Here is a 5725-nt window from a genome sequence, read left to right on the forward strand (position 1 = left end):
ATAAGGGGGGTGCCGATCCCCCCTGCCCCCCTTGATAAGGGGGGTGCCGATAGGCGGGGGGATCTGACAATTTTTAACACCTACCTACTTAGTTGACCATCATGTTAAGTCCCCTCGATCTATCTCTTTCCCTTGACAAAGAAACTTATCAATCACAAATTAAAGATTTAATGGAACAACTGCGATCGCTACAGAAGTCCTGTTGGGAATGTAAATTACCTGTGGTGGTGGTTTTGGAAGGTTGGGCGGCGGCAGGGAAGGGAACTTTAGTCAAAAAAATGGTTAACTATATGGATCCTCGCGGTTTTACCGTCCATCCAATTTTAACCCCTTCCCCCCAAGAGGAAAGTTACCCGTTTTTGTGGCGATTTTGGCAAAAACTGCCAGCAAAAGGCAGTATCGGCATTTTTTATCACAGTTGGTACACCCATCTACTAGAGGATCGACTCTTAAACAAATTGCCCTCCTCCCAGATTCCCCTGGTCATGCGCGATATCAACACCTTTGAGCGACAATTATCTGATGATCGGGTCGCAATCGCTAAATTCTGGATTCACCTCAGTCAAAAGGAATTAAAGTCACGCATCAAAGAATACGCCGAAAATGAACTAGAATCTTGGCGCGTGCGTCCGGAAGATTGGCAACAGGCCAAACGTTATGATGAGTATGCCAGTTTAGCCGAGGAAATGATTACCTACACTAGCACGGGGGCCGCCCCTTGGACATTGGTGGAGGGCAACTGTCAACGTTGGGCCCGGGTAAAAGTTCTCTCCCAATTAGTCGGTACGATCGCTCAAGCTTTGGATCAGCGCCAATTACCGATCGAACCCCCTGTCAATCTACCACCCCAAGCGCAATTACTGCCCACGGAACCCGATTATCTAGGGAGAGTGGACTTGAGTGCCAAATTGGAAAAAGAAGACTATAAAATCCGTTTGCGTGAGGCACAGGTAGAATTAAGAAAACTGCAATTAAAGATTTTTCAGGCAAATATCCCCGTTTTAGTCCTCTTTGAAGGGTGGGATGCCGCCGGCAAGGGAGGTGCGATCAAACGCTTAACCGATACCCTCGATCCTCGCAGTTATCAAGTGATTGCCTTTGCTGCCCCGACGGAGGAAGAACATCGCTATCATTATCTCTGGCGCTTCTGGCGCAAATTACCCGCAGCCAAAACTATCGGTATATTTGATCGCAGTTGGTATGGACGGATTTTGGTGGAGAGAGTGGAAGGATTCGCTAAAGATATGGATTGGCGACGGGCATATCAAGAAATTAACGAATTTGAGGCCCAATTAACCCATTCAGGCTGTGTTTTAGTCAAATTCTGGTTACATATTAGCCCCGAAGAACAGTTAAATCGCTTCAACGAGCGCCAAAATAACCCCTATCGTCAACATAAACTCACCGATGAAGATTGGCGCAATCGAGAAAAACAGCCCCTCTACCATGTGGCAGTTAATCACATGGTAGCCCGTACTAGCACCCCCGTCGCCCCCTGGACGATTGTAGCGGCAAATGATAAGTATTTCGCCCGCGTTAAAGTCATAGAAACAGTCATTGCCGCTATTGAAACCGGTTTGAAACAACGGGGATAGGGTAGATAGGGGTATGGGGATTTTTTCGATTCACCCTCCCTTAACCCTGATTTGCTGAGAAGCAGAGTCGAGAACTTCATTGAACGTTTTCAATATCCACCAGAGGAGAAACAATCATGAATCTCAATGAGTTGCCGGGGGCCGAGATCATCTTACCCGGACTGAGGGATCTTCACAATGGTGAGTCTAATACCATTGGGGCGTTGCTAGTTGCGATCGCAGCGACGCGCCTAACCGAAGTCGGTTTCGATATCCCTAAAAATCACCTAGCTGCAGAGCCAGAGCTAACCTTGTATGCCTATCTCCAAGAGGAACGGGATGATGCTTATTCTTACTATAATGCTTTGCTGAATCGCCTCAATAGCTTTTGCAATGCACTCGAACTCGCTTATAAAATATGATGACAATTTCCCCCAGTTTAATTTCTCCCGATCTCAGTTTGGCCGATATTCCCCTAGAGGAAACCCTCTCTTTAGGAGTGATGGCTTCTGGTAGTGGTTCCAATTTTGCTGTTTTGTCGGCAGCGATCGCAAAAAAACAGCTAAATGCCCGAATTCCTGTTCTCATCTACAATAATCCCGATGCCAAGGTAAAAGAAAGAGCCGATGACTACAATATCCCTGCGGTTTTCCTCGATCATCGTCAATTTAAACCCAGAGAAGAACTCGATCGGGCAATAGTAGAAACTTTCCAAGAATACGGGGTAAAATGGGTAATTATGGCGGGCTGGATGCGAATTGTCACCCCGGTTTTACTAGATGCTTTTCCCGATCGCGTGATCAATATCCATCCTAGTTTACTACCCAGTTTTAAGGGTGTGCGCGCCGTGGAACAAGCTTTAGCTGCGGGGGTAAAAGTGACCGGATGTACTGTGCATATCGCTCGCGCGGAGGTAGATAGTGGCCCAATTTTAATGCAAGCGGTGGTTCCCATTCTCCCCGATGATACCGCGGCTAGTCTCCACGAACGCATTCAAGTGCAAGAACATCGCATTTTCCCGGTAGCGATCGCTTTAGCGGCGAAATTGGGTCTGTAGAGATAGATTTCTGGACTTCCTTGGCGATAATACCGGCAAAAAAACGAAAATTCAACGCAAATCGTTAAATAAGTAGGTAGGCGTTAAAAATTATCAGACACCACCCTTATTAAGGTAGGGTTGATTCATGAATCAACCCTACTATGAATCAACCCTACTATGAATCAACCCTAGTACTAAGGGGGGATCGAACCTAAAATCCATTTTTAATTTAAGTACCTAAGCAAAATTAATTACACATATCTAAACACCTCTTGCCTCTTGCCTCTTGCCTCTTGCCTATCTTCACTAGGAAATTAATTTTGCACGACTACTTAATTATAACCAGCTACTTATCACTCCTTCATAAATTTCCTGAAAACTGAGATCAAAATTGACAGAAGTTAAAGATAAACTGGCATTTTCGCCCTCGTATTCCGTTAATAGCCATTTATTTTCTTCAGTTTTGTTATACTGCATGATATATGGACGACTTTGACTAATGAGAATATATTCTTGAAATTCCGGCAGCGAACGATAATAGAGAAATTTATCGCCCTGGTCATAATTTTGAGTTGATTTTGAGAGGACTTCTACTATTAATCTGGGATTGGTAATAGTTGTCTTGCCAGTTTCATAATAAATCGGTTCTCCCTCAATTAGCATCACATCGGGATAGGTTGCCTGACGATATTGCGCTATCCATAATTTCACATCACCGATAAAAATATTATATTTCTGTCCTTTGAGGGCAAATTTTAAATAAGCGGCAAAATTGAGAGCAATTTTATTATGATCGGTAGTGCCTCCTGTCATCGGTACGATTTCCCCGTCTTGATACTCATTTTTATAGGCTGCCGTTTCCTCTAGTTGTAAATATTCGGCAAAGCTATAGGTACTTTTATCTGTTGCTATCGTCATAATTTATTGATTGGCTCCCTCAATTGATTATAGCAATTATTATACTGGTGAGATGCAAAAGAATTACCATAAATTAGCTATGTTTAGCCGAACAAAAGATAAGCTAAGACGCATTTTAACCGCTTATCCTTAGATTAGCTGAATCTCCCGCCCCTTGCCTCTTGCCTCTTGCCTCTTGCCTTTCTTCACTAGGAAATTTATTTTGCACGACTACTTAACAGCTATTTTAATAGGACTCTTGAAAATTTTTAGCCGGCAACTAAACAGGAATTTGATCTCTCCCAAATGTGGGACAATTGACAAAGAACTAAGAATTGTAGAATCCCCCCATCATGACCTCGGAACTATCGAAGCAATACGATCCCAAGATCACAGAAACGAAATGGCAGCAATATTGGGAAAATCAAGAAATATTTACAGCAAATCCCGAAAAAGGCGGCGAAACCTACTGTATAGTTATCCCTCCTCCCAATGTTACTGGTAGTCTCCACATGGGTCACGCCTTCGAGAGTTCCTTGATTGATACACTTGTTCGCTACAAGCGCATGACCGGCAAAAATACCCTCTGGCTGCCAGGTACGGATCACGCTAGTATTGCAGTACAAGCTATACTCGATCGCCAATTAAAAGCCGAAAAAACCGACCGTTACCAACTAGGAAGGGAAAAATTCCTCGAACGCGCTTGGCAATGGAAAGAGGAGTCCGGTAGTACCATTGTTAATCAACTGCGACGCTTGGGGGTATCCGTGGATTGGACGCGGGAACGTTTCACTATGGATGAGGGACTTTCCCATGCTGTCCGTACTGCTTTTATCAAACTCTATGAGGACGGATTAATCTATCGCGGTCAATACTTAGTCAACTGGTGTCCCGAATCCCGGTCGGCGGTTTCCGATTTAGAGGTAGAAAACAAGGACATTGAGGGAAATCTCTGGTATTTTCGCTATCCTCTTAGCGATGGTAGCGGTTATCTTCAAGTAGCCACCACAAGGCCCGAAACCATGCTCGGTGATACTGGTGTAGCTGTCAACCCGCAAGACCCTCGTTATCGCCATTTAATCGGCAAAACCGTCACTTTACCGATAATGGGGCGAGAAATCCCCATTATTGCCGATGAATTGGTGGATCCCGAATTCGGTACCGGTTGCGTCAAAGTTACGCCGGCCCACGATCCCAAGGATTTTGAGATGGGTAAACGCCATAATTTAGCCTTTATTAATATCATGAATTTAGACGGCAGTTTAAACGAAAATGCCGGAATATTCGTAGGTCAAGATCGTTTTGTTGCCCGCAAAAATGTCGTTAAAAAACTCGATGAAGACGGCTTTTTAGTTAAAATTGAAGCCTATCGCCATAGCGTCCCCTATAGCGATCGAGGTAAAGTTCCCGTGGAACCCCTTTTATCTACCCAATGGTTCGTTAAAATCGAACCTTTGGCCACAAAAGCTTTAACCTGTTTAGATCAGGAAAACTCGCCCCGTTTTGTGCCAGAAAGATGGACAAAAGTTTATCGCGATTGGTTAGTTAAACTAAAAGATTGGTGTATTTCTCGACAACTGTGGTGGGGTCATCAAATTCCCGCTTGGTATATTATCAGTGAAACTAATAACGAAATTACTAATCATACTCCCTTCGTCGTTGCTCAGGATGAAACCTCCGCTTTAGCCAAGGCCAAACAAGAGTATGGAGAGGATATAATTATTCAACAAGACCCCGATGTTTTAGATACTTGGTTTTCCTCGGGATTGTGGCCATTTTCGACTATGGGATGGCCAGAAAAAACCCTTGATCTAGATACCTATTATCCCACCACAACCCTCGTCACCGGTTTTGATATTATCTTTTTCTGGGTGGCCAGAATGACGATGATGGCGGGCTATTTTACGCGACAAATGCCCTTTAAAGATGTCTATATTCACGGTTTAGTTAGGGATGAAAACGGCAAAAAGATGTCTAAATCGGCCAATAACGGCATCGATCCCCTAATTTTAATTGATAAATATGGAACCGATGCTTTACGATATACCTTAATTCGAGAAGTGGCAGGAGCAGGACAGGATATCAGTCTGCAATATAACCGTAAAACCGATGAATCCGAATCCGTAGAAGCTGCCCGAAATTTTGCCAATAAAATTTGGAATGCTTCCCGTTTTGTCATGATGAATCTGGAGGGAAAAACCCCAGAAGAATTGGG

Annotated in this window: 5 protein-coding genes; 4 read left to right on the plus strand and 1 reads right to left on the minus strand. The window is 44.0% G+C overall.

The genetic code is table 11. From position 1 onward, the window contains the following. The first annotated feature begins 101 nt into the window (after window positions 1-101). From pap to purN, 3 genes are all read left to right on the plus strand, one after another. Window positions 102-1595, plus strand: a complete 1494-nt coding sequence (pap, locus tag PX636_RS01505; protein WP_002795696.1) for a polyphosphate:AMP phosphotransferase — start codon at window positions 102-104, stop codon at window positions 1593-1595. 116 nt (window positions 1596-1711) lie between these two features. After that, entirely contained in the window at window positions 1712-1996 is a 285-nt protein-coding gene (locus PX636_RS01510) for a hypothetical protein (protein WP_002795695.1), read from the plus strand. Continuing rightward, window positions 1993-2631: a phosphoribosylglycinamide formyltransferase gene (gene purN, locus PX636_RS01515; protein ID WP_288116006.1), complete on the plus strand. Its 639-nt coding sequence runs from the start codon at window positions 1993-1995 to the stop codon at window positions 2629-2631. Before PX636_RS01510 ends, purN begins: the two co-directional genes overlap by 4 nt. A gap of 318 nt (window positions 2632-2949) precedes the next feature. Here the strand turns inward: purN and PX636_RS01520 are convergent, their stop codons facing one another. Then, the gene (locus PX636_RS01520) at window positions 2950-3531 is read right to left on the minus strand and encodes a Uma2 family endonuclease (protein ID WP_288116007.1); all 582 of its coding nucleotides are present in this window, start codon (window positions 3529-3531) and stop codon (window positions 2950-2952) included. A 332-nt stretch (window positions 3532-3863) separates the two neighbouring features. Here PX636_RS01520 and PX636_RS01525 point away from each other — a divergent pair. Next, the coding region (locus PX636_RS01525; RefSeq protein WP_288116009.1) for a valine--tRNA ligase at window positions 3864-5725 on the plus strand (1862 nt) is incomplete at its 3' end.

This window comes from Microcystis sp. M53598_WE2 (assembly GCF_030067735.1).
GTDB classification, from domain to species: domain Bacteria; phylum Cyanobacteriota; class Cyanobacteriia; order Cyanobacteriales; family Microcystaceae; genus Microcystis; species Microcystis aeruginosa.